The sequence below is a fragment of the Acidovorax sp. A1169 genome (assembly GCF_030704685.1).
In the GTDB taxonomy this organism is placed as follows: domain Bacteria; phylum Pseudomonadota; class Gammaproteobacteria; order Burkholderiales; family Burkholderiaceae_C; genus Acidovorax.
This window is the reverse complement of the sequence record NZ_JAUZDX010000026.1, coordinates 1-20,022: the sequence shown is the minus strand read 5'-3', so window position 1 is coordinate 20,022 and position 20,022 is coordinate 1. Positions and strand designations below refer to the sequence as shown.

At 63.9% G+C, this 20,022-nt stretch carries 24 protein-coding genes and 1 pseudogene; 15 read left to right on the top strand and 10 right to left on the bottom strand.

Annotated elements, in window-relative coordinates:
* Positions 1-3: 3 nt before the first annotated feature.
* Entirely contained in the window at positions 4-705 is a 702-nt protein-coding gene (locus tag QYL93_RS28105; RefSeq protein WP_305746761.1) for a DUF6796 family protein, read from the top strand.
* A gap of 230 nt (positions 706-935) precedes the next feature.
* Entirely contained in the window at positions 936-1,424 is a 489-nt protein-coding gene (locus QYL93_RS28100) for a tetratricopeptide repeat protein (protein WP_305746760.1), read from the top strand.
* 9 nt (positions 1,425-1,433) lie between these two features.
* Here QYL93_RS28100 and QYL93_RS28095 read toward each other — a convergent pair whose 3' ends face one another.
* Together QYL93_RS28095 and QYL93_RS28090 are read right to left on the bottom strand one after the other, a co-directional pair.
* Positions 1,434-2,243 carry an exodeoxyribonuclease III gene (locus tag QYL93_RS28095; RefSeq protein WP_305746759.1) on the bottom strand — a complete coding sequence of 270 codons (810 nt, stop codon included), beginning with the start codon at positions 2,241-2,243 and terminating at the stop codon, positions 1,434-1,436.
* 53 nt (positions 2,244-2,296) lie between these two features.
* Positions 2,297-3,250, bottom strand: a complete 954-nt coding sequence (locus QYL93_RS28090; RefSeq protein WP_305746758.1) for a Ku protein — start codon at positions 3,248-3,250, stop codon at positions 2,297-2,299.
* Between the two features lie 139 nt (positions 3,251-3,389).
* On the opposite strand from QYL93_RS28090, the gene QYL93_RS28085 reads away from it, so the two are divergent.
* Positions 3,390-3,728 carry a hypothetical protein gene (locus QYL93_RS28085; RefSeq protein WP_305746757.1) on the top strand — a complete coding sequence of 113 codons (339 nt, stop codon included), beginning with the start codon at positions 3,390-3,392 and terminating at the stop codon, positions 3,726-3,728.
* Positions 3,729-3,899: 171 nt separating this feature from the next.
* The gene (locus QYL93_RS28080) at positions 3,900-4,271 is read left to right on the top strand and encodes a hypothetical protein (RefSeq protein ID WP_305746756.1); all 372 of its coding nucleotides are present in this window, start codon (positions 3,900-3,902) and stop codon (positions 4,269-4,271) included.
* Positions 4,272-4,763: 492 nt separating this feature from the next.
* On the opposite strand, the pseudogene QYL93_RS28075 reads toward QYL93_RS28080, so the two are convergent.
* A pseudogene (locus QYL93_RS28075) lies at positions 4,764-5,027 on the bottom strand (VOC family protein); the annotation flags it as partial.
* A 781-nt stretch (positions 5,028-5,808) separates the two neighbouring features.
* Here QYL93_RS28075 and QYL93_RS28065 point away from each other — a divergent pair.
* On the top strand, positions 5,809-6,222 hold the full coding sequence (locus tag QYL93_RS28065) for a hypothetical protein (RefSeq protein WP_305746755.1): 414 nt from the start codon (positions 5,809-5,811) through the stop codon (positions 6,220-6,222).
* A 10-nt stretch (positions 6,223-6,232) separates the two neighbouring features.
* Positions 6,233-6,442, top strand: coding sequence for a hypothetical protein (locus tag QYL93_RS28060; RefSeq protein WP_110533505.1), 210 nt, complete (start codon positions 6,233-6,235; stop codon positions 6,440-6,442).
* A gap of 1,005 nt (positions 6,443-7,447) precedes the next feature.
* On the opposite strand, the gene QYL93_RS28055 is transcribed toward QYL93_RS28060, so the two are convergent.
* Positions 7,448-7,873 carry a hypothetical protein gene (locus QYL93_RS28055; protein ID WP_305746754.1) on the bottom strand — a complete coding sequence of 142 codons (426 nt, stop codon included), beginning with the start codon at positions 7,871-7,873 and terminating at the stop codon, positions 7,448-7,450.
* A gap of 879 nt (positions 7,874-8,752) precedes the next feature.
* Between QYL93_RS28055 and QYL93_RS28050 the strand changes: the two genes are divergently transcribed.
* Both QYL93_RS28050 and QYL93_RS28045 read left to right on the top strand, forming a co-directional pair.
* Positions 8,753-9,352: a hypothetical protein gene (locus QYL93_RS28050; RefSeq protein ID WP_305746753.1), complete on the top strand. Its 600-nt coding sequence runs from the start codon at positions 8,753-8,755 to the stop codon at positions 9,350-9,352.
* Between the two features lie 208 nt (positions 9,353-9,560).
* Entirely contained in the window at positions 9,561-9,968 is a 408-nt protein-coding gene (locus QYL93_RS28045; protein WP_305746752.1) for a hypothetical protein, read from the top strand.
* A gap of 111 nt (positions 9,969-10,079) precedes the next feature.
* Here QYL93_RS28045 and QYL93_RS28040 read toward each other — a convergent pair whose 3' ends face one another.
* From QYL93_RS28040 to QYL93_RS28030, 3 genes are all read right to left on the bottom strand, one after another.
* Positions 10,080-10,229: a hypothetical protein gene (locus tag QYL93_RS28040; protein ID WP_305746751.1), complete on the bottom strand. Its 150-nt coding sequence runs from the start codon at positions 10,227-10,229 to the stop codon at positions 10,080-10,082.
* A 405-nt stretch (positions 10,230-10,634) separates the two neighbouring features.
* Positions 10,635-11,447 (bottom strand): AraC family transcriptional regulator, encoded by an 813-nt coding sequence (locus QYL93_RS28035; protein ID WP_305746750.1) that lies wholly within the window; start codon positions 11,445-11,447, stop codon positions 10,635-10,637.
* Positions 11,448-11,506: 59 nt separating this feature from the next.
* The gene (locus QYL93_RS28030; RefSeq protein ID WP_305746749.1) at positions 11,507-11,794 is read right to left on the bottom strand and encodes a hypothetical protein; all 288 of its coding nucleotides are present in this window, start codon (positions 11,792-11,794) and stop codon (positions 11,507-11,509) included.
* Positions 11,795-12,021: 227 nt separating this feature from the next.
* Here QYL93_RS28030 and QYL93_RS28025 point away from each other — a divergent pair, with 227 nt between their 5' ends.
* From QYL93_RS28025 to QYL93_RS28015, 3 genes are all read left to right on the top strand, one after another.
* Positions 12,022-12,357, top strand: coding sequence for a DUF1330 domain-containing protein (locus QYL93_RS28025; RefSeq protein ID WP_305746748.1), 336 nt, complete (start codon positions 12,022-12,024; stop codon positions 12,355-12,357).
* Positions 12,358-12,425: 68 nt separating this feature from the next.
* A complete protein-coding gene (locus QYL93_RS28020) occupies positions 12,426-12,833 on the top strand; it encodes a hypothetical protein (RefSeq protein WP_305746747.1) in 408 nt (135 codons plus the stop codon).
* A 258-nt stretch (positions 12,834-13,091) separates the two neighbouring features.
* Positions 13,092-13,343 (top strand): hypothetical protein, encoded by a 252-nt coding sequence (locus tag QYL93_RS28015; RefSeq protein WP_305746746.1) that lies wholly within the window; start codon positions 13,092-13,094, stop codon positions 13,341-13,343.
* A 63-nt stretch (positions 13,344-13,406) separates the two neighbouring features.
* Here the strand turns inward: QYL93_RS28015 and QYL93_RS28010 are convergent, their stop codons facing one another.
* Positions 13,407-14,642: an MFS transporter gene (locus QYL93_RS28010; protein WP_370877054.1), complete on the bottom strand. Its 1,236-nt coding sequence runs from the start codon at positions 14,640-14,642 to the stop codon at positions 13,407-13,409.
* A 177-nt stretch (positions 14,643-14,819) separates the two neighbouring features.
* Here QYL93_RS28010 and QYL93_RS28005 point away from each other — a divergent pair, with 177 nt between their 5' ends.
* The 4 genes from QYL93_RS28005 (at position 14,820) to QYL93_RS27990 (ending at position 17,723) form a co-directional block, all read left to right on the top strand.
* Positions 14,820-15,743 carry a LysR substrate-binding domain-containing protein gene (locus tag QYL93_RS28005; RefSeq protein WP_305746745.1) on the top strand — a complete coding sequence of 308 codons (924 nt, stop codon included), beginning with the start codon at positions 14,820-14,822 and terminating at the stop codon, positions 15,741-15,743.
* Positions 15,744-15,891: 148 nt separating this feature from the next.
* Complete coding sequence (locus QYL93_RS28000) at positions 15,892-16,227, top strand: hypothetical protein (protein ID WP_305746744.1); 336 nt, start codon at positions 15,892-15,894, stop codon at positions 16,225-16,227.
* Positions 16,228-16,307: 80 nt separating this feature from the next.
* Complete coding sequence (locus tag QYL93_RS27995; RefSeq protein WP_305746743.1) at positions 16,308-16,688, top strand: hypothetical protein; 381 nt, start codon at positions 16,308-16,310, stop codon at positions 16,686-16,688.
* 576 nt (positions 16,689-17,264) lie between these two features.
* Entirely contained in the window at positions 17,265-17,723 is a 459-nt protein-coding gene (locus QYL93_RS27990) for a putative immunity protein (protein WP_305746742.1), read from the top strand.
* Position 17,724: 1 nt separating this feature from the next.
* Here the strand turns inward: QYL93_RS27990 and mnmH are convergent, their stop codons facing one another.
* Positions 17,725-18,843: a tRNA 2-selenouridine(34) synthase MnmH gene (gene mnmH / locus QYL93_RS27985; RefSeq protein WP_305746741.1), complete on the bottom strand. Its 1,119-nt coding sequence runs from the start codon at positions 18,841-18,843 to the stop codon at positions 17,725-17,727.
* Positions 18,840-19,922: a selenide, water dikinase SelD gene (selD, locus tag QYL93_RS27980; protein ID WP_305746740.1), complete on the bottom strand. Its 1,083-nt coding sequence runs from the start codon at positions 19,920-19,922 to the stop codon at positions 18,840-18,842. The genes mnmH and selD overlap by 4 nt, the downstream gene beginning before the upstream one ends.
* Positions 19,923-20,022 lie beyond the last annotated feature (100 nt).

The window sequence follows — 20,022 nt, the reverse complement described above, 5'->3', positions numbered from 1 at the left end:
TCCATGGCCACTTTCGCACCCGTACATTCCGCTTCTTCTTCCACCCACCGGCTGACCGGCTGCATCGGCATCCTCGGTGCCCTGCTGCTGTTTGCGGGCGACATGCTGCTGCTGGGCCACTTCGGGTCGGCCACCGATTTCCGCGCCGGCATGCTCGAAACCATCCGCTCGGCCCCTCCCGCGCGCCTCTTGGCCGGCGGGTTGCTGGGCCCGGTGGCGGGCGCCCTGCTGGTGGCCGGCTTCTGGCAGGTATGCCAGCGCGTGCAGGAGCCCAAGGGCCGGGCCGCGCGGGCCATGTTGGGGTTGTTCGTGCTGTTTGCGGTGGGCATGGCCGCCATCCACTCGGTGTGGGCGGTGTTCGAGCTGGTCATCCAGTCCTGCGGCAGCGCCGACAGCACTGCCACGGCAGCCTGCCAGGCGCTGGCAGCGTCGGTGCAGGGCTATATGCGGCTGTCGCTGCTGGCCCTGGCCGTGCCGGGCGCCATCGCCTCGGTGATCCTGGCCGTGCTGGTGCTGCGCGGGCGCACGCACCTGCCGCGCTGGACGGTGCTGGCCAACCCGCTGCTGCTGGTGGCGGTGCTGTTGCCTGCATTTGCCGCCGCGCCCGCGCCCATTGGGGCGGTGCTGCTGGGCGGGTCGGCGAGCATTCTGCTGCTGGTGTTTTTTGCCGTGGCCCAGGGCAGCATCTGGGGTCGTGTGCAGTGAACAAGCACGCGCAGACCTCACTGTGAGCGTTTTTTTCAGCGCACGGGCCGTGGCCGGTGCCCCTCCCTGGCTGGGGGTGTCATGGGAGTCAGGCATGATGGATTGCCGCCCCAGGCAGGATGGGCATTCCCTGGGTCGGCTCGGCCAGGCGACCCATCGCAAGCATTGCCGTGGCGGCAGTGCCCGTGCCGGAACAACGCCATTCACCTCTGACCTGGAAGGTAACGCACATGTCTGACGCCGTGAACGACAACGACGACCACAACCCCTATGAAGACGCAATGGTCGCCTACGACCGGGGGCACCTGAACAAGGCCTTCAAGCTGTTCCTGGCGGGGGCGGAATCGGGCGACGTGGATTCGATGGCCATGGTTGCCGTGATGTATGGCGCGGGCGAGGGCGTGCGGATCGACCTGCACCAGTCCATCGAATGGGACCAGAAGGCCATTGCGGCGGGCAGTGAGCTGGCATTTCTGAACATCGCCATCACCTACCGCTGCGTGGGCGACCTGGTGAATGCCAGGCACTACTTCGAACGCGCGCTGGAGTCCGGGGACGGGGAGGCCGCGCTGCAACTGGCCAAGCTCTACATGGTCAGCGACAAGGAAAGCGAGACGGTGCGCAAGTACCTGAACATCGCCATCGACAGTACGAACGCCTTCGACGACACCAGGCAGGAAGCCCGGGACCTGCTGGCGCGGGGCGTGCAGCGCGACTGACGGTCTGGTTCAGCCGCCGGTTTTCCTCTTTGTGCTCGCCCGCTTGCGGGCCTGCGCCAGTTCGGCCCACACCGGCGCATGGTCGCTGGGGCTTTCGTGGGCCCGCTCCTGGCGGTCCACACCGGCGCCCACCACCTTCAGTTGCTGGCCGACCAGGATGTGGTCGATGCGCAGCCCTGCATCGCGCTCCCAGCGCCGACGCCGGTAGTCCCAGAACGTAAACAACGCAGGCTCCTTGGGGTGCGCCTGGGCCAGGGCGTCGGTCCAGCCCTGGGCCAGCAGCTGTGCAAAGGCTTGCCGAGGCTCGGGTTGCAGCAGCGCGTTGTCGCGCCAGGTGTCGGGCTTATAGATGTCGGCGTCGGTGGGCACCACGTTCCAGTCGCCCAGCAGCACCACCGGGTGGCCCGTGGCCCAGAGTTCTGCAGCCCGCTGCTGCAGGCGCGAGAACCAGCGCATCTTGTGGTCGAACTTGGGGCCGGGCCAGGGGTTGCCGTTGGGCAGGTACAGGCACGCGAACAGCACGCCCTCTATGGCGGCCTCGACGTAGCGGGCCTCTTTGTCTGCTGGGTCACCGGGCAGCGTGTTGGCCACCGGCAAGGGCTCGGCGCCGCGCGCCAGCAGGGCCACGCCGTTCCAGGTGCGCTGGCCCACTGCCACCGCGCCGTAGCCTGCGGCCTGCAGCGCATCGGTGGGGAACTGGGCGGTGGTGCACTTGAGCTCCTGCAGGGCCACCACGTCGGGCTGGGTGCGCTGCAGCCAGTCCACCAGCTGGGGCAGCCGCTTGTGGATGTTGTTGACGTTCCAGGTGGCGACCCGCATGGCATCACGGTGCTGGGATGGCGCAGGTTGCCGTGGTCACAGGTCCTCTCTTTTCACGCGGCCTTGCGGTGTGGGGTGGTCGTGCCGGTCTTACTGGCTGGCGCGGCTTTGGCGGTGGCCTTTTTGGCGGGTGCCTTGGCCTTGGGTGCAGACTTCGCGCCTGCGCGGCCCTTGTGGCCCAGGCTGCGCTTGAGCAGGGCGGTCAGGTCGATCACATCGCCGCTGGCCTGCGGTGCTTCCTCCTCGGGCTTCAGCACGGTCTGGGCCTTGCCTGCCTTGGCTTTTTTCTCCACCAGCTTCATCACCTGCCGGCGAAACTCGTCCTTGAAGTCGCCGGGGTTCCAGGGGCCCGACATTTCCTGGACGAGCTGCGTGGCCATCTTGAGCTCGGCCGCACTCACACTCTTTTTGCCAGCAGGCGGTAGCTTGAGCGAGTCGAGCGTCTTGACCTCGTCGCCCCAGCGCAGCAGGTTGAGCACCAGGGCCGGGCCCGAGGGCACCAGCGCCGCCAGGTGCTGCTTGGTGGCGATGACAACGCGCGCCAGCCCGATGTTGCTGGTGGCGATGAGGGTTTCGCGCAGCAGCGCGTAGACCTTGTCACTCTTGTCCGTCGGGGCGACGAAGTAGGGCCGCTCCAGGAAGATGAATGGCATCTCGGCGGCATCGATGAAGCGCTCGATGGCAATGGTCTGCGTGGTCTTGGGGAAGACTGCCTCGATCTCCTCGGGGCTGATGATGACGTACTTGCCTTCGCCATACGCCACGCCCTTGACGATGTGGTCGCGGTCGATCTCCTTGCCCGTGCGCTTGTTCACGCGCTTGTAGCCCACGGGGTCCATGGTGCGCTTGTCGAGCCAGTCGAAATCTACTCCCTCGGCCGTGGCCGCCGTGTGCAAGCCCACGGGAATGTGCGCCAGGCCGAAGGTGATGGCGCCTTTCCAGAGGGTGCGGCTGCCGCCTGAAGACGCTGTTGCGGCTGCTGCCTTGGATGCTGCTGCTTTGGCCATGATGGATACTCCAAACGGGAACCCCGGGTGGCAGCAGTCTGGCGCGCTGCGCTGGTGCGGGCTGTAGGCGTGCGCTCACGCAGTGGGTAGGCATTCGGGCAACTGCCGCGTGTGCCGCAGTCACCTATGCTGGAGCCCTATGCCCGCCGCCACGCTTCGCCCCATCGCAGTACACGTGCAAGAGGCTGCGCCAAGCCGGTTTCACTGGGTTCTGACCGAGCGCGGCAGCGGCAACGCCTGGGCAGAGATCCAGCGCGCGCCCGCGCCCGCCTCCACTTTCCGGCAGGCCATGGCCGACGGGCTGCTGGCACTGCAGGCATTGATCGACGACCTGGACATTGGCCCGCGCAGCGCCGCCGCGCAAGCCCCTGGCCAGCACGGGCCGCCCGGGCGGCGTGCTCGCCAGGCTTCATCGGATGCCGCCCCTGCACCTCTGCCCGCCAGGCGCTCGCTGTTCGGATTCGGCCCGGCCACGTGACAGGCAGTGGCCCTTTGACGGCCACTTGGCGCAGGTCACCATCCCGTGAGATAAAACCCTGGGCGGCGCAAATGGGACGCGCCAACGGCACGCAGTCCTACTGCTGGGTATTTTTGCGACTACGTAGTATGAGTGACGGCAATTTGACCGTTATTCACCGGAGACAATTCCATGTCGAACCCATCCACACCACGCACCCTCCCGTCCCTGCGCCACCTGGTTGCCGCGCCCCTGATCGCAGTGGCCGCGTTGGGGCTCACCGCCTGCGATACCTTCAAGTCCAGCGGCTCCAAGTCTTCGTCATCGCAGATGAGCAGCCCGCAGGCCAGTGGCACCAATTCCGGCGCCATGGGGGGCTCGACCACCAATTCCAGCAGCCCCGGCAACTCGACCGGCATGAGCGGCACGGCGCCCTCCTCGAGCGGTAGCGGCACCGGCAACTCGGGCACCGGCACCGCCGGCGGCACTGGCAGCGCGGGTGGCACCGGCGGCGCCGGTCCTGGCGCTGCGGGTGCCCCTGGCGGCAGTGGCGGCTCGCGTTAATGGTTTTGACGCCGTGACATGGGCGCCCCGCCAGGGCCCCAGGAGGCTATTGCCACCTGGGGCTTTTTCATGCCCTCTCGAGACACGTGCCTGCCCACATCCCCGCCGCATGCCTGTGCTGCACCCAGCATGCCCCCGGGGCATCAGCCGCCGTTCATCAGCGCATCGTATCGGCGCTGCATTTCCTCGGGCGTGACCTTCTCGATGGGGTGGCCGATGTCCAGGGCGTGCCATCATTCATTTCACCCCCGCGCTGGCCCCGGCATGCGGATGGATGCGCGAAGCGCGGCGCAGCCAATAGCCGGCTATTGGCAAGCCGTGCGACAAAGCAGGCGCCGCATGCCGGGGCCAGCCCGAAGGGAAAGCCTGCAGCGCGGCGCATTGCGGCGTTGCCCTTCGCTTGCGTAGCCGTGCTATGCGGCACTCAGGGCGCCTTGCACTGCGCCGCGCTGCAGGCTTTCGCGGGGGTGAAATGAATGATGGCACGCCCTGGCGGTGGCCGAAGGGGTCGCGCACCACGCCCGAGCGCTCGCCGTAGAAGGCGTCCTGCGCGGCCCGCTCCAAGGTGGCGCCGAGGGCCACGGCCCGGGCGATCACCGCATCCGCATCGTCCACGTGCAGGTGCAGCGACACGCAGGTGGGGGCGCCCGGCCGGGGACCGAGGATGTCCATCTCGGGGTACTCGTCGCTCAGCATCAGCGTGGTGCCACCAAAGTCCAGCTCCGCATGGCCCAGCAAGGGCCTGTTCACACCCATTTCGGGGTCGCGAAGGCGCTTGCCGGCGTGCCAATCTAGGCGTGCGACGCCCCGTGTGCCCTTGCACACGCAAGGAGCGCAACGACGAGTGGCGCGCCGGCAAGGGCCTTCCCTTCGGGTTGCCCGGCCTGGGGGCCGTCTGCGGCGTTGCCCGCGCTTGCAAGGTGCCTACCTTGCTGCGCACGGGTGCCTTGCATCCAGCCCCCAGGCCGGGCAACGCGATCCCCGAAATGGGTGTGAACAGGCCCTGGTCGGGGGCTCGGTCAGGCGGAACAACTCGCGCGCGCCGAAGGCTTCCTCATAGAAGCGGATCGCCGCTGCGCCATCGGTGACGTGCAGGTAGGGAAAGAGTTCGTGGACCATGTTGGGCATCTCCTGGGGTTGCAAGTTCAGCACCACTGTAGGCAAGGCGGCCAGGGATGTCTTGAAGGAAATTGACCCTGGACCGGTTTTTTAGCTGCGTATTTCGGCACTTCTGTACAGCCAGTTCGGCACCGTGGACACAGAAGCCGGCACCGAGAGCAGAGGCGCAAATGGCCGGCCGAACCATCGCTGCAGAACATTTGAGGCCGTGGGCTAGACTTCGGGTATCGGCCATTTGCAGTCGTTCGGTCAAAGCCCCGTCCCGCAAGGCAAACACGGCCAATGTCGAACACTTCGCATCTCAAGGGGCATCGCCCCGCTGAAGCCAAGTTTGAAAATCACGAGCGGGACTTTGGGGCGTGATGGAGGATAATTTGGCCCTTATAGCTGTGGCTTATTGAATCACGAGGAAAAAAACGTGCTGTTAACTGATATCGCCGTCGAGCACACGCTGGCGTCTAAAAATGGAGGACCTCGTGAGACGGTTTTTATGCATCCCTTTACGAATACTCAACGGGATTCTCTTGGCAAATTTGAGATCGTCCGTAGCGTCCGTAAGCTTGGGGATAAAGAAGTGAAGTGCTCAACATTCGTGTCGTTTCAGCATTTGGCGGAGTTATACGCAAAAGGGGTACTCGACGAATTCGGGTTTTCCGTTCGCATGTGTGCTGCTGGGGGCAAGCACCCCAGTACGAATCCCATAAAAAAAATACTCCCAACCAGTATCAAACCTGGCTCACCGTTCGACCTGGCGGTTCAAGGCATCGATGTTTCAAAACCAGCCACCCGCGAATTGAGAACAGCGTTGCTTCGCACTGACATCAAGCTTTAAGGGCACACCTGTGAGTCAATCTGTTGCCGATTTCGAAATCATTGCCACTTTCAAGCGGGCGCAGGCAGATGCTGCTCACAAGTCCGGATTGATCAAAGCTGCTGCGAAAAAGGGGCCGAAGGCCATCCAGGCAGCCGTTGACGCAGCTGCGAAGGCGGCAAAACGCCGGGACGCATACGCAAAGAAGCTAGATGCCTTGGGCGTGAGTCTCAAGGACTGAGAGGCTGAGAATCTTTCGTCCACGCCCACCTTGCACGCCAAAACACCCCGGATCGTCGAAAGAAAATGCTCGCCATAGCCCGAGGTATGGCTGTGCTTTGCGCCTAGTGTTCTGTCCCGCAAATAGATGCCAAAAATAAAACCGATGGATTTCGCGCCAGGGCAAGGCGCAAACCGCAGCGATAGCCGTAGCTATCGCGAGGATTTGCAACGCTGCCTTGGCGTGAAAGACGCGGATTTATTGGCATTTATTTGCGGGATAGGACACTAGATCCGAGGCGTTGTGACGCGCACTTCGGACACGGCCAAAAAATTCCCAGCCTCTGATACGGATTTGCATTCGATCGTATAACTAGGCGGGAGCCGCAGACAGTGCTGTAGTACGGCAAGGCGAACCAACGACGTTATACAGTTGAAGGCAAATCCGTATGAGGCGCCATCCGCCGATTTCCGGGACCAGCTGCTGGTCGGAACGGTCGTCGGGCTCGCCCTGCGGACCGCTGAAAGGCGGGGGCGCCGTCGTTCGCCACCGGCAGTACCTGGCCGATTTTGCTCTTTCGAGATTCATAGCACCCTATCGTGGCGACGTCCGTCAACACGGGACGGCGCCGTCGCACCTTCGATAGGAGCACATCATGGAGCATGACAAATCGACTGTCGCATCCCGGCCGATCATATGGCCGCTTGTGGAACAGATCCGGGTGCTCTTGGTACCACTCTTTCATGGCCTGCATCGCCGTCCGCTCTACCCAAACGTTGAGCGACCGCTTTCCGGAAGAGGTGACCGGCAGCTTTGGGCCGAGGCTGTGTGAAAACGTCGATAAACGACTCTTGCAGGGGTACTGCAACCATTGCTCGTATCGAGATCGTGCGTTGTAGGGCGGTCTGAGCGGTCCATTTCTGAGCGGATCGTCAAACCGAGGGCCCCACGCGCGTTTTCACACAGCCTCGGCCCATACCGGACGTTGCCCTTGGCCATAGCGCGACTCGTTTTGATCACCCATCGTCAGTGGATATCGAGTGCCCCTCCGGGGGTTTTGAGCTGCTTTAAAGCGTCAAGGCAGGACGCCACCCCTTCCTTGCGCATTTTGGCTCGAAAACCAGAAAGCATCTCTGTCTTTGTATTGGCTATCAAAGTGCGAAGAGCCTGGAGATCATCCCAAGATGCGTTCTTCGATTTTTCGCTCAGATCGCGAGAGCATCTGGCTTTGGCGGCATTTGCTTTCGCCAGATTGCGGTCGCGCCAAACGGAGATGGCGTCGTTCGCTTGGAGTGACAGGTCAGGAAACTGGCCAGAGCATATTTCGACCATATCGCGATTTATTTCCTCCGCATTGCACTCATACAAGGAGCCGTAGATCATCCCTTCCGAAGCAGGCGAGATCAACGGTACGAGCAAAAGGAAAGCAGCGAGGATCGGGCGAATAGACATGGCGGCCATTAGTTTGAAAAAAGTCACGGTACATGAGGTCAGACAGAAGGGGAATGGCCGCTTCTGGCCGATGGCAGCCATCGTAGCAGCGGCAGCCACGGGCCCAAAGCGGAAGTTAGCCTTGATCTACTGCCGTCATTCGCGCCCCTGCACTTCATCGGATATCCTGACCGTATGAGAACCAGCTGCCCACGGTGCAACGAAGCGACTGCCTTTAGCGATGCTGGAGGGTTGTTTGAAAATCGCTGCACAAGCTGTGATTGGATGCAAGAGGGCACTGTCAGCTATAGCTGGTCGGAAATGCCCAGGTCGGAGCCCATGCCAGTCATGGCGGCGAAGGTAGCCGCCCCGGTAACAGCGGCAGCACTAAAGTGCTTGCGAGACATCTTCATCGAGGCGCGGCGGCTTCCTTTGAGCGAGCTTGCAGCGCGACTCTCATCAGATAGCGGTCTACTAGTTGGCACCTTGCAGGCGTATCGCATAGCAGAAATGACCCCTAGACTTTCCTCCGCAGGAGTGCAGTTGGTGCGAGTGCCTCGTGAGGAGGACGACCACTAATGGCCTAGCTAGGTCGGCTGTTTCGATCAGACCTATGACCGCTGTTGGCCGATGGCAGCCATCGTATCAGCGGCAGCCACGGGCCCTGAGCCGCCGGTGAGCAAAAGTACCCCAAAGCTGCCGTTGATTCGCTACCCGCTGGCTTGCAGTCCAAACTGCGTGCTCTCATTGTCCGGTGCCTGCCTACTGGCAAGCTATAGTTTGCTGAGTTGATGCTTGCCGGGCTTAGCGGAAATTTTATTCCTGTGCTTTTGAACAGCGCACTCACCGCAAGCCCAAGCTGCAACCGCAGGTTGTGCGGGATACATTACGTTAGGCGGCATGAAGATCACGACACATCTCGGAGAAGTTCAGATAGTTGACGAACCGGCCTACACGTTTGGCTCCGCCGACAACGTTCGCTCCTATCACTTCGCCAGCAATCTCAGCTCCGAATCAAATCCTGTTTCAGTACACGGGGTATTGCTGAATGACGAACCGCTGGTTGTCATCGGCGCCACTGGCGGAGCCACGGGCATCAATCCCCACTCTGCGCTTTGGCTGAATGACCGCCTCTATTTGGCGGTCTGCGACACAGTGACCTGCATAAAGCTGAGCCCTTGCGAGATCTTTTGGTCATTGCGCGTAGACAGTGCCACATGCTTTGGCATTCATTTCCACGCTGAAACCAAATCGCTGCTATCGCATGGTGAGCTTGAAATCACCCGTTTCACTGAAGCTGGTTCTATCCTTTGGCAGTCGGGCGGTTACGACATCTTCACTGGCGCATTTACCTTGACGCCAAGCTTCATCGAAGTTGAGGACTTTGAAGGCTATCGGCACCGTTTCCTCTATACCACGGGCAAAATGCCGCATCGCCCTTCCACCGAGGGTGACGTCCAAGGGCTAGCGCCCTTGAACGCCCCTCATGTCAAACGTTGAGAGTCCGCTTTCGCAAGCGGCGACCGACTGCTTCTGGCCGATGGCAGCCATCGTAGCAGCGGCGCCACGGGCCTTGAACAGTCCATCGCATAGCGGCGGCAAAGCTGCCAGTCGTTGAGTCCGGCCCTTCACTTACGGGCCCGCTCATTGCGCAGGCTATATTGGTAATTCAACTGTAATTGGTCGAAAAACTAGCTCTATGCATGTCATGCTTGTCGTCAAAAATTTAGCCGTTGCTGCATTGATAGCATCACCGTTGGCGCTTTCTATTGGGTCGGCGTGCTCTGCTTTGATTGCCCCTAGTGACACTCGAGAGTCTGCAACAGCTTGGATCCTGATTGCCCTGGCATCGATGGCAATGGCAATCAATCTTCACCTTTCGTTTTTACGACCTGCGCTGCACGCCAAGCTCCATGGCAAATCAATGAAAGGCTACAAGCATGCTTCTGGGATTCCCCTGGTCGGTTCAATCCTTGCAGCGATTGCAGTTTTAGTCGCATGGGGAAAGCTGTCGGTAGCTGCCACCAGCTTGCTGATACTTTTCGCCGACACCGGGAGCGTTGTTTGGTTGTTTGCAGCCCTTGCTCGTGACAGATCATTTTGGAGCGAATCGTAAGGCGCTTGACTCGTTATGCGAACTCCGGGCCTGCTGCCGCCGGTGAACGCAAACATTGAGCGACCGCTTTCTCAAACCGCCAACGGCAGCTTCTGGCCGATAGGAGCCGGATTACTGAAAGATAGCCGCTACAACCGGGGCGATAAGAATTGCGGCAATCACCACTATGACTGCCACAAAACCACGGCTTGGCGTCGCCAATCCAGATTTCTCCTGAAACCCCTGCCAGAGGCGATCTTTGTCTTGATTTGGTGTTTTCATGGTGATGCAAAAATTAATTGCTGGGATGAGGTGACGAGTGTCCGCTCGGGCCGATAGCGGAAGTCTAGTTGGTCGCGCCAGTGCCCTGTATCACCCAAGAAGGCGACCAGGAGCCTGTCGGACTTGGAAATCGTCGGCTGCAAATCGGCCGCAGCGGTCCATTTTCCACCGCCTTTTTGCCCCATAGCTGGCTATGGGGCTGCAAATCCGGCAAAAACTGTCCTCGCTGAGGCTGATTTTCGCTTTCGACGCTCCAAGTCCGACAGGCTCCGAGACGAGCCGAACAGATGCTCATCGTCAGCGACCTGGGAATGCACACGAGCGCCGATCTCTGTGTCCAATTCCCGCCGTTCCCGCTGTCCAAGTCAACCCGCCCCCACTGTCCAGCAGCGACCGAAATACGCATCAGCCCACGCGCACATGGTTGCGCTGTGTCGGTGCGGCGCGCAGCCAGTCGGTAGGCGTCACGCCGGTGAGGTCGCGGAACTCGCGCGTGAAATCCGCCTGGTCGGCAAAGCCCGCGTCGGCCGCGACATCGGCGGCGCCCAGGCCCGGCGTGCCGAGTGCAGCGAGCGCCATTTGCAGCCGCAGCACGCGCGCATGCTGCTTGGGCGCCAACCCGGTGGCCTCGCGGAAACGGGCGACCAGGTGGCGGTGACTGAATCCGCTGGCGCGCACGGTCTCGTGGACCGGTGCGCCGCCGTGCAGGCTGGCCAGGGCTGCCGCCACGGCGGGGTGCAGGCCGCGCACCTGGGCGGCCATGCGCGCCAGCAGCCAGCGTTCCAGCACCTGCAGGCAGGCTGCGGGGTTGCCCTGTGCCTGCAGGCGCTCCATCAATTCAGCGACCGCGCCCGGGCCGCACACGTCGGCCAGCGCGGTGTGGCGCTCTGCCAAATCGGCGGCACTGGTGCGCAGCAGGACGCCGGCCGCGCCGGGTTCGAACTGCGCCCCCACCGACCAGCCGTGCGTGCCGGCCTGCTTGGCGTAGTAGCCGGCCCGGGCCCCGCCCACTACGGCATGGCCGGGGGATTCGACCTCGCTGTGCTGCGCACCGCCCAGCAGGTGCAGCGGGGGCCCGGCCCAGCGCAGGGCCAGGTGCATGTGGCCGGTGGGCAGCACATGCTCGCGCGCGGGGCGGGCAGATGCCAGCCGTGTGAAGCCCGCCCACAGCAGGCGCACAAAGGGGCGCAGCGGGGCGATGGGAGGGCGGGCGAGCATTGGGGCGGCCCTGGGTGGGTGTATCCGCCCCGTTCAATTCTGTGGCAAGGGGCTGCCGGTCAGACCTTGAGCTTGCGGGACTGCAGCGCGGCGGCGTAGTCCGCGACGATGCGGGCAATGGCGCTCTTGTCGTTGGCCTCCAGCGCAGTGCGCTCCTGGAACAGCTTGCTGCGGTCGGCGACCAGGCGCTCCATCTTGGCGGTGTCGGGGTTGGGGCGGTTGCTCTCGTGCTGGATGTCCGCCGCCAGGGCTGCGAGCCAGGCTTCCAGGCAGGCGCTGGCGGCCTGGTGGTGGGTGGTGGGGGTGGTCTGTGCTGTTGGCTCTGGCGGGGCGGCAGTCATCGTCATGGCTCCTGGATGGTCTTGCGGGGTGGGGCAGTGGTGCCCCCTCGACTGCTTGACTGTAACGCGGGATGGCGTGAAAGCCGGCGGCGCAGGCGCGCTGTCGTGCAAAACATGACCTCGGACGTAATCGACGCGCAACACGGTCGTTTCTACAGTGGCACCTGACGGCCCGGGCGCAGTGCCCCGCCCAAGGGTTCATCCACCACCTTTTTCTTCCAAGGACATCCATCATGACCGCCTACGCCATCGGCCTGCTCGAAGACCTGCAGTTCGGCCCCGACATCGTCACCTACCTGCAGCGCATCGACGCCACGCTGGCGCCGTTTGGCGGGGAGTTTCTCGTGCACGGCACGCGCCCGGAGTTGAAGGAGGGCAAGTTCGGCGGCGACTGCGTGGTGATCGCCTTCCCCTCCATGGAGCAGGCGCGCGCCTGGTACGACTCGGATGCTTACGCGCCGCTGATCCCGCTGCGCACGCAGCATTCACGCTCCACGGTGTTCTTGCTGGAGGGGGTGAAGGAGGTGCCGTACCGGGCGGTGGGGTTGCTCCAGAAGTTGGGGGTGTAGGGCCGGGTCGATCCGGGTCGTGCAACATCTGAGTTGCCGACTGCTGGAATTGTCGATAACGTCTCGCCGTGAACAAACCCATCGAAGTATCAGCAAATGTCCTGCTCTGCGCTGCAATGACGAGAGGCGTGTTGCTTTTGCTCGCTGAAGTAAATTGCGCCTTGTCAGCTGAAATCTGGGTCTACTTCAGTGTAATGATCGCTGTATGCGCTCTTCTCTTCAAAAAAGAAAGTCTGCCAAAAAATGCGGGGGAAGGAGCTGCGATCCTGGGGGTTTTTGTCTTGATGGGGATGGCTGCTTGGGGCCTGGATGTGCTTCTTGGTTTCGTCGTCATCAACCTTGGCGAAGGGTGTTTTTTTCTGGTCGATAAGTCCATGAGCCCCATCTTGAGTTTCTTGATATTCCCATGCCTGGCTATTGCGTACGCTGGCAGCCTCGTGGTGAATGTGGTGGCAAGGCAGTTGGACGTGTCTTGATTGATATGAGCGGTCACGCCCTTCTTCCGAGGTTGGTTTTTCGAAAAAGCTGTGGATGAGAGATGGGGAATATTCGTCGAGTGATTGCCTTGGGCCTCCTGGTTGCCTCTGGTACGCTTTTGGTCGTGCATAGATTTTTCCGTTCATTTCTTCAGTACGGGCCGACATGCTGAAGTTTGGATTGGGCGCGACCTGCATCCTGTGTGCGTCTTGGCTTGTGAGCGCGAGATGGTGAGGAAACTCCTGCCGACGAGCGCAGTGTTCCTCCTGGCCTTGGCTGCCGCAATGGTTTGGATGGTCGAGGCGAACGGGATGGCCATTGCCCACTCTTCGGGTGCCAGCGTGTTGCTCGTCCTTTGTCCCGGGATGATCCCGGTGTTCATAGGACTTTTCAGCGGCATCAACGACTATGTTGCATGGGCGGTTGCTACCTTGTTGACGGCAGTCTGCTACTGGTTCGTGGTACGGTTTTTTCTGGAACTGAGAGCATTTCTGCGCAAGAAAGAATGAAGACGAGGCTGGCTCAGCAGCCTCTTCGGTGATACGAGCTCTGGTGTCCTTGCACCCGGTTGTTCAAGCTGCCGCCAACCGCACCACCCGAGCCTCCTTGATCGGCAGGTTCACCAGCGCCGCGGCCAGTGCCAGCGCCGCATCGGCCCACCACATCCACGTGTAGGCGCCCGTGTTCACCACGGTGAGCCCGCCCAGCCAGGCGCCGAAGAAGCCGCCGATCTGGTGGCTCAGCAGGGTCAGGCCGAACAGGGTGGCCAGGTAGCGGGTGCCGAAGAGCTTGGCGGTGATGCCGGCGGTGGGCGGCACGGTGGCCAGCCAGGTGGCGCCGAGCACAGCGGCGAAGGCGTAGAAGGTCCATGCGTCCTTGGGTGCGGCCAGGTAGAGGAGGATGGCCACGGCGCGCGAGGCGTACATCCAGAACAGGATCATCTTCATGCGCACGCGCGAGCCCAGGGCGCCGGCTGCCAGGCTGCCCGCCACGTTGGCCAGGCCGATGATGGCCAACGAGGTGGCGGCTACGTTGGTGCTGAGCCCGCACAGGGCCACTTCGCCGGGCATGTGGGTGACCAGGAAGGCGATGTGGAAGCCGCAGGTGAAAAAGCCCGCGTGCAGGCACCAGTAGCTGCGGTCGCGCAATGCGATGCGCAACTGCTGGCGCAGGGTTATCGTCTGCTGGCCATCGGCGCCTGTTGCAGAGGCCTTGTTGTTGTGGTTGCTGCCGCGCAGCCACCAGGCCATGGGCGCGGTGGTGAGTGCCAGCACGGCCATCATCCACATGGCGCTCATCCAGCCGAAGGCCGACATCACCGCCTGGTTGAGCGGCGCAAAGATGAACTGCCCCGCGCTGCCGCCCGCGTTGATCACGCCGCCGGCAAACGACCGGCGCTCTGCTGGAATGCGCTGCGCGGTGGCGCCGATCAGGATGGAAAAGCTGCCCGCCCCGGCACCCGCCGCGCTGAGCAGGCCGATGGCGAAGATCAGCCCGAACTGGCTGGTCACCTGGGTCGTCAGCGCCGACCCTGCCGCCAGCAGCACGGCCCCGAGCACGATGACGCGGCCCGGGCCCCAGCGGTCGGCCACCGCTCCGAAGACGGGCTGCACCGCCCCCCACACCAGTTGCGCGATGGCCATGGCAAAGCTGATGCTGGCCACGCCCAGGCCGGTGTGGGTGTTGAGCGGCGAGAGGAACAGGCCGAGCGACTGGCGCGAACCCATGGTGACCATGAGGATGGCTCCGGCCACGCCGACGATAAGCCAGGGGTTGGGGCTGGTGTTGCTGCTGCTGTGTTCTGGCACGGGTGAAGAACTCTGGCTGTTGTGTTGTCGGTGGCGAGGCGCTTTGCGCATGCACATGGGGGGCGCTGCATGGTGCACTTGCCAATGGCGCAGGCTTGCAGTGCAGATTGTGGTGGTGGACACCCTGGCCGGCAATCGATTAGATTTGCGCCATAGCGCAGAAAATCTGCACCATCCATGACCACCACCCCTGTTCCCATCAAGGCACTGCTCGCCTTCAATGCCGCGATGAAGCACGCCAGCTTCAGCCTGGCCGCGCAAGAGCTGCACGTGACGCCCGGCGCCGTGGGCCAGCAGATCAAGAACCTGGAGGACTGGCTGGGCACGCCGCTGTTCGTGCGCTCGGTGCGGCAGGTGCAGCCCACGGCGCAGGCGCTGGCTTACTGGGGCACGGTGGGTCCTGCGCTGGCACGCATCGGGCAGGCCAGCGAGGAGCTGCGCGCCCAGCAGGTGCAGCAGGCGCAGTTGCAGCGCAATGCGGTCTGGCTGTCGATGCCGCCCACCCTGGCGGCCAAGTGGTTCGCGCCGCGCATGGCGGCGTTTTTGCAGCACCGGCCCGATGTGTCGCTGCACCTGGGCGCGACCACGGTGCTCAGCGACTTCGAGCGCGAGCCGGTGGACCTGGCCATCCGCTATTTCGACGGCAGGGACCGGGCGCTGCGCAGCACGCTGCTGTACCCCGACGAGGCCCGCCTGTACTGCGCGCCCGCCTACCTGCGCAAGCTGCGCCTGAAGGCGCCCGACGACCTGGTGCGCGCCACGCTGCTGCACACGACCTTGCTGCCGTACTGGAAGCCCTGGCTGCAGAGCTTCAGCGGCCTGGCCGAGGCGCGCATCGACGCCATTGCGGGCCAGCATTTCGACCAGAGCATGATGGCGCTGGAGACTGCGCGGCACGGGCAGGGGGTGGTGCTGAGCAGTGCCATCCTGACCGAGGTGGAGTTGCGGGAGGGGTGGTTGGTGGAGCCGTTTCCGGCGCTGCGGTTGCCGGTGGGCAAGGGGTATTACCTGGTGCAGCGGCGGGATGTGGTGCTGCGGCCTGCGGCGCTGGCGTTGAAAGAGTGGTTGGTGGCTACGGCGAAGGCGGAGAGGGCGGGGTAGATGGGGTCGGTTTAGCGTGCGCTGGGATATGCCAAGGTTCTTTTGCTTGCACGACCTTCTTCGTTATATAGAAGTCCAAGCCTGCTGCATAGCGGCGTCAAAGCAGCTACCCATAGTCAGGATCAATTTGAGCGGGAGTTTATGAACGATGACTGATCAGGAAACGATCCAGGAAATCAAAGCGCTGGTCGCAAGTTTCAACCACATTTTTAATGAGCGGCCAGGGATGCTTGGTGACGCCGTTGAAGTGAACGCGAAATTTCACGTCATTGATCAACTGCACTCTTTATTGCACAAGGGTCGGCGCATCGATGTTGATGAGTCGTGGATAGCCTTCTTGATCTCCAAGAAGCACATCAGGGGTGCCGAGAATCACTTCAGATCGGCGTTGAACGCGGACCCCTGTGATTTCTCACTACTGCAGAAGACCAGGCGGGAGTATGAGGAATGGGTGTCCAGGATCGATGGCCCTGTGCAGCCATGATTGTGATTGCATCCTCGGCACCGTCCTGGTGGACCTTGGCTTGACATGGCCTGTGCAGCCGTTGCCAGGAGCAGGTGGTTATGCGCGTTGAATCGATGGTCCGGTTGGCCGCAGCGCTGGTAATGACGTTGGTGTATGCGCTGTGGATCGCGTTGATCGCCAATCAGCAGCCCTACCTGGTACTTCTTGCGGTCTATTTCCTCGTGCTTGCGGCTGCGTGGTTGGCCTATCGAAAGGTTTGCTGGAAAAGGTCGCTGATGCTGGATTGCATTGCTGGAGGTGTGGCGGGTTACGCATCGATGGTGATCGTTTCCGTGGTTTGGCGATGCTTCATCCACCCTGGGGGCTGCGCTGGCTTGAATACGGAGGCAGACCTGTATTTTTTTCCCATGGTTTCGATGGGGTGGCTTTACGGAGGTGTGCTGTTGATGCTGATGGGCGGTCGGAGAAGGCGTCTGTAGTTATGAAGTGGGCCTGCGGCCAGTGGGGCAGGGCAGCGTCTTGCCTGGGCTTGCCGTCTGTGGTCGCTGCGTGCTTTGGTGTGGAGGGCGGAGGCCGGGGTGTGCGCCCGGCGGCGCAGTGACTTTCTCTTGCGTCGCCAAGAGAAAGTCACCAAAGAGAAGGCGACCCCCAGTCTGCGTCCCCCATTCACCCTGGCGGGCGAACGGGGGCAGCCTGCGATGCTCGGTTCTGGGGTGGTGCCGATGAACACGCTGCGTTCCCCCTGCGGGTGAACTCCGCTCAGACAGCATCGGCAAGCTAGACAACGAAGCGTGTGTGTCCTTCGGCACACACGCCCACCCCAGCTCCTGCGCTTCTCGGCGCAGCCAGAAGGGGTGGGGAGGGAGTACCACCCGGCTGCTGCTTCGCAGCTGCGCCTGGGGTCGGGTCGCGCTGCGCGCTGCCGACGCGAGTGGCGCGAACGCTCTGCCGGGGCCCAGCGCGGCGAGGTAGTTGGGGCGCCTGCTTGGCGATTCGGTTGGCACCGTGGATGATGGCGCCTTGGCCGCCTCGCGTGGAAAAACGGAACGACCGCCATGAACGAAGAGCTCACCGCACTGGCCCGGTCCCTGGACCTGGCGCATGAATCCCATGCGCAACTGCGCTATGCCTTCGGCTTGGCCTGCGTGGAGCGGGTGCGGCATTTGCTGGAGGATGCGCGCGCGGTGGCGGCGCTGGACCGCCTGGGGGCTTATGTGGCGGGCGCGCTGGACTTTGCCGGCCTGGAGGCGGCCCGCGGCGAGGTGGAGCGGGTTGCGAGAAGCCACCCGGGATCGAAGTCGATCGACGGCGCGGCGCATGCGGCGGTGTCTGCGACGAATGCGGTGGCACATGCGCTGGCCGGGCGTGCGCTGGATGCTGCCAGCTACGCGGCCTATGCCTCGGTGTATGCCTATGGCGGCGCGGCGGTGATGGACCGGTCCGCCTTTGGTGACGAGTTTCGGTGGCAGGAGCAGGCGCTCACGCGGCTGGCGGGGCTGCGCTCGGCGGCGTAGTTCAGGGGGACGCTGGCGCTCCCTGAGCCCCTTGCGGTGCTTGCCCTGCCTGTTCTTCTTCGCCGTGGCCTTCTTCGTTGCGCAAGCCAGTAATCCTGTACGCCAGCGCCTCGATACCCGGCGGCGACAGGTCCGCCGCGTCCACCACCTGCCGCTGCTCCCACGCGCGGAAGTACGAGCGGTGCGAGCGCGCGTATGACGGGTCGTAGTGCCGGGTGGCCAGGGCTTCGAACAGCTGGGGCAGCTGGCGCGCGAGGGCCATGGCCTGCCAGGCGGCGATGGTCTCGTTGCCGTGCAGGGGTTTCAAGGGCGCCAACTGGTCGGCCAGCCACTGGGGGCGGTCGCCCAGGTAGGCGTAGTCGCGCAGCAGGTATTCCACGCGCGCGGCGGTGCTGGCGCGCAGCTCGATGCAGGGGCTGGCGCGCATGCGCTCGACCAGGGTGAGGGGCACGGTGAGGCGGCCGATGCGGCGGCCTTCGCCTTCGATGTACAGGGGGCGGGCCGGGTCCAGGTGTTCGAGCACGCTGGCGATGGCGGTCTCGAAGGCGGTTTGCGAGGGCTGGGCCACGTCGGGCAGGGCGCCGAGCAGCGAGCCCTTGTGCCGGGCCAGGGCCTCCAGGTCCAGCACCTGCTGGCCCTGGGCGGCCAGGGCGTGCAGCAGCCGGGTCTTGGCGGTGCCGGTGGCGCCGCACAGCACCACCAGGGGCAGGGCGGGGGCGCGCTGCTCGATGGTGTCGATGACGTGGCGGCGCCAGGCCTTGTAGCCGCCGGCCAGTTGCTGGGCGTCCCAGCCGACCATGCGCAGCCAGGTGGTCATGGAGCCGCTGCGCAGGCCGCCGCGCCAGCAGTAGACCAGGGGCTTCCAGCCCGGGGGGCGGTCGGCCAGCGGGCCCTGCAGGTGGCGCGCCAGGTTGGCGGCCACCATGGCGCCGCCCACGCGCCGCGCCTCGAAGGCGCCGACCTGCTTGTACAGGGTGCCGACGATGCGCCGCTCTTCGTTGTCGAGCACGGGCAGGTTGATGGAGCCGGGGATGTGGTCGATGGCGTACTCGGCCGGGCTGCGCGCGTCGATCAGGGTGTCGAAGGCGTGCCGGTCGTGCACGCGCGCGGGCTCTTTCATGGCGCCACCGTGAGGCCGGCGGGGCCGCCTGTTGCGTCGCCCTGCTGCATGTGCCCCACCACGGCGGCATCGGCAAAGCCCTGCTCGCGGAAGGTGCGCAGCACGGCATCGACCGCCTGTGGCGCGCAGCTGACCAGCAGGCCGCCGCTGGTTTGCGGGTCGGTGAGCAGGGCCTGGGCGGTGGCAGGCAGGCCGTCGGCCAGCGTGACCTCGGCGCCATAGCCCTCCCAGTTGCGGCGCGATGCGCCGGTGACGATGCCCTGTGCGGCCCATTCGGCCACGCCGCCCAGCAGCGGCAGGCGGTGCCAGTCGAGCACGGCGCGCAGGCCGGCGCCGCGCGCCATCTCCAGTGTGTGCCCGGCGATGCCGAAGCCGGTGACGTCGGTGAGGGCGTGCACGCCGTCGAGCTCGGCCAGCGCGATGCCGGGGGTGTTCAGGCGCGTGGTGGTCTCCACCAGGCGGGCGTAGCCGGCGTCGTCGAGCAGGCCTTTCTTCAGCGCGGCGGAGAGCACGCCCACGCCCAGCGGCTTGCCCAGCACCAGCACGTCGCCGGCGCGCGCATCGCGGTTGCGGCGCACGCGCGAGGGGTGCACCAGGCCCATCACGACCAGGCCGTAGATGGGCTCGACCGAGTCGATGGTGTGCCCGCCGGCAATCGGTATGCCCGCCGCGCGGCACACGGCCTGGCCGCCTGCGAGCACGCGGCCGATGACCTCCACCGGCAGCTGGTTGACCGGCATGGCCACGATGGCCAGCGCCATGATGGGGCGCCCGCCCATGGCATACACATCGCTGATGGCATTGGTGGCGGCGATGCGCCCGAAGTCGAACGGGTCGTCGACGATGGGCATGAAGAAGTCGGTGGTGGCAATGAGGGCCTGCTCGTCGTTGAGCTGGTAGACGGCGGCGTCGTCGGCGGTTTCGATGCCTACCAGCAGTTCTTTGGGGAGCAGGGCGGCGAGTCCTCCACCGCTGGTTTTCAGGATTTCGGAGAGGACGCCGGGGGCGATCTTGCAGCCGCAGCCGCCGCCGTGGGAGAACTGGGTGAGGCGGACGGGGGTTGGGGTGGTTGTGGTCATGGAGGTGGGGCGTGCTTGGGGCGGCTGGCTGGATTGTTGGTATTGTGCTTTGTGGTGCTGCTGCGGCTTGGTGTCTGTGGTTGCTTCTGTTCTTTTGCTG

Coding starts and splice junctions, on each gene's coding strand:
- QYL93_RS28105 (WP_305746761.1), top strand. CDS start 4: ATGGCCACTTTCGCACCCGTACATTCCGCTTCTTCTTCCACCCACCGG.
- QYL93_RS28100 (WP_305746760.1), top strand. CDS start 936: ATGTCTGACGCCGTGAACGACAACGACGACCACAACCCCTATGAAGAC.
- QYL93_RS28095 (WP_305746759.1), bottom strand. CDS start 2,243: ATGCGGGTCGCCACCTGGAACGTCAACAACATCCACAAGCGGCTGCCC.
- QYL93_RS28090 (WP_305746758.1), bottom strand. CDS start 3,250: ATGGCCAAAGCAGCAGCATCCAAGGCAGCAGCCGCAACAGCGTCTTCA.
- QYL93_RS28085 (WP_305746757.1), top strand. CDS start 3,390: ATGCCCGCCGCCACGCTTCGCCCCATCGCAGTACACGTGCAAGAGGCT.
- QYL93_RS28080 (WP_305746756.1), top strand. CDS start 3,900: ATGTCGAACCCATCCACACCACGCACCCTCCCGTCCCTGCGCCACCTG.
- QYL93_RS28055 (WP_305746754.1), bottom strand. CDS start 7,873: ATGTCTATTCGCCCGATCCTCGCTGCTTTCCTTTTGCTCGTACCGTTG.
- QYL93_RS28050 (WP_305746753.1), top strand. CDS start 8,753: ATGAAGATCACGACACATCTCGGAGAAGTTCAGATAGTTGACGAACCG.
- QYL93_RS28045 (WP_305746752.1), top strand. CDS start 9,561: ATGCTTGTCGTCAAAAATTTAGCCGTTGCTGCATTGATAGCATCACCG.
- QYL93_RS28040 (WP_305746751.1), bottom strand. CDS start 10,229: ATGAAAACACCAAATCAAGACAAAGATCGCCTCTGGCAGGGGTTTCAG.
- QYL93_RS28035 (WP_305746750.1), bottom strand. CDS start 11,447: ATGCTCGCCCGCCCTCCCATCGCCCCGCTGCGCCCCTTTGTGCGCCTG.
- QYL93_RS28030 (WP_305746749.1), bottom strand. CDS start 11,794: ATGACGATGACTGCCGCCCCGCCAGAGCCAACAGCACAGACCACCCCC.
- QYL93_RS28025 (WP_305746748.1), top strand. CDS start 12,022: ATGACCGCCTACGCCATCGGCCTGCTCGAAGACCTGCAGTTCGGCCCC.
- QYL93_RS28005 (WP_305746745.1), top strand. CDS start 14,820: ATGACCACCACCCCTGTTCCCATCAAGGCACTGCTCGCCTTCAATGCC.
- QYL93_RS28000 (WP_305746744.1), top strand. CDS start 15,892: ATGACTGATCAGGAAACGATCCAGGAAATCAAAGCGCTGGTCGCAAGT.
- QYL93_RS27995 (WP_305746743.1), top strand. CDS start 16,308: ATGCGCGTTGAATCGATGGTCCGGTTGGCCGCAGCGCTGGTAATGACG.
- QYL93_RS27990 (WP_305746742.1), top strand. CDS start 17,265: ATGAACGAAGAGCTCACCGCACTGGCCCGGTCCCTGGACCTGGCGCAT.
- mnmH (WP_305746741.1), bottom strand. CDS start 18,843: ATGAAAGAGCCCGCGCGCGTGCACGACCGGCACGCCTTCGACACCCTG.
- selD (WP_305746740.1), bottom strand. CDS start 19,922: ATGACCACAACCACCCCAACCCCCGTCCGCCTCACCCAGTTCTCCCAC.